Origin of the sequence: Nocardia amamiensis NBRC 102102, assembly GCF_001612745.1 — a bacterium.
Taxonomy (GTDB): Bacteria; Actinomycetota; Actinomycetes; order Mycobacteriales; family Mycobacteriaceae; genus Nocardia; species Nocardia amamiensis.
The window spans coordinates 1-1,775 of record NZ_BDBA01000410.1; the positions used below are offsets into that span (position 1 = coordinate 1).

The 1,775-nt window shown below is 70.5% G+C and carries 1 protein-coding gene; it reads left to right on the forward strand.

Going from position 1 to position 1,775, the window contains the following annotated elements:
• Window positions 1-139: 139 nt before the first annotated feature.
• Window positions 140-1,630 (forward strand): SCO6880 family protein, encoded by a 1,491-nt coding sequence (locus NA4_RS38090; protein ID WP_067481085.1) that lies wholly within the window; start codon window positions 140-142, stop codon window positions 1,628-1,630.
• The last annotated feature ends 145 nt before the right edge of the window (window positions 1,631-1,775 follow it).

The following is a 1,775-nucleotide window of genomic DNA, read 5'->3' on the forward strand; positions in this document are numbered from 1 at the left end:
CGGCAAGGGCGGCAGGCCGGATCGGCGCGGCGCGCGCCGCGAGCGGCGGACTGAACCGGGCCGAGCAAGCCATGGGTGACGTCGCGGGCGATCGCTGGACCAACCGTTCACCCGACCTCGGGAGGAGCACGATTCCGCGATGACAGTCACCGACACCTACGAGCGGCGCTCGTATGGGCTCTGGCAGAAGCCGCGCAGCGCGGGTCTTTTCGGCCTGCGCTGGGAGGAGACCGTGCTCGGCTTCGCGGTCGTGATCACGGCGCTGATCACCGCGATGGTCGGCGGCTTCCAGTGGGGGCTGATCGTCGGCGGCACCGGAGTCGTCGTGATGGTTCCCCTGGTGTGGCGCACCGGAGGTCGTTCGGGCTACGAGACGGGATTGATGATGTTCAACTGGATGCGCTCGCGCAGTCGCGGCGAGCATGTGTACCGCGGGGGGCGCTTCTCCCGGATCCCCGGCGGCGTCACCCGATTGCCCGGTCTACTGGCGCCCTCCAAGCTCTACGAGGGCATCGACGCGGGCGGCTACAGCTTCGGCATGATCCACCTGCCGCAATTCGCGCAGTACACGGTGGTGCTGCGGGCATGGCCGCAAGGCCACGAGGCGGTGGACCAGCCCGTCATCGACCGATGGGTCTCGGCGTGGGGCACCTTCCTGGCCTCGGTCGGCCAGACCAGCGACATCGTCGCGGTCGTTCCGGTCATCGACACCGTGCCGGAGACCGGAAACCGGTTGCTGACCGAGGTTTCCACGATCACCAGGCCCGAGGCGCCGGAACTGGCCCAGCAGGTGATGTACGAACTGGCCACCGAGCTGCCGCAGGAACGGGTGCAGTTGCTGCCGCGCGTGGCGATCACGTTCAAGGCCACCACCGCCGAGCGCCGCAAGAACCCGGCGGAGGAGGCCGTCGAGATCGGCCGCCGCCTGCCCGGCATCTGCGCCGCGCTGGCGGAGGCTGGCGTGCGCGCGCAGCCGATGTCGGCCGACGAGGTGATCGCGTTCATCCGGCGCAGCTACGACCCCGCCTCGCAGGCCGATCTGGAGGTCGCCGCGGGCGAACCCGAAGGGCACGGCCTGGATTGGGCGGACGCGGGCCCGGTGTCCCATGACGAGAAGTGGGATCACCTGGTGCACGACGGCGGGCGGTCGGTCACCTGGGAGATGGACGCGGCCCCGGAGGGCGCGGTCGACGAGCGGGTGTTGCAGCGGTTGCTCGCGCCGAATCCGGAAGTACCGCGCAAACGTATCGCGATCGTGTACCGTCCGCACTCAGCCGCCGACGCCGCCGAAATCGTCGACGACGATTTCAAGAACGCGCTGGTGGCCCAACAGAGCGAACGCGGGGTCGTGTCCGCGGCGGCGACGCTGCGGGTCGGTGCGACCCAGCAGGCCCGCGAGGAGCAGGCCAGGGGTCACGGTGTGACCCGCTTCGGGGCGCTGGTGACCATCACCGAGCCAGTGCGCGGCGACCTGCCGCGCATCGAAGCCATCACGCGCGACCTGTCGACCCAGGCGCGCTTGAAGATTCGGCGGTGTTACCGCTACCAGGCGGCGGCCTTCGCGGCTTCGCTCGGTTGCGGGGTGATCCTGCCGGAGCACGCGACTATTCCGAAGGCACTGGCGGGGTGAGCGATTCATGGCACGGGACTACGAGCCACCCGTACGCGAACGGGACGAGGACGCGCGCCGCAACCGGGACGAGTGGGGACAGCGGCCGGCCCGGCCGCGGCACCCCGCACGGGATTCGGCGCGGGTGAACGGCGGCGACCGGCTG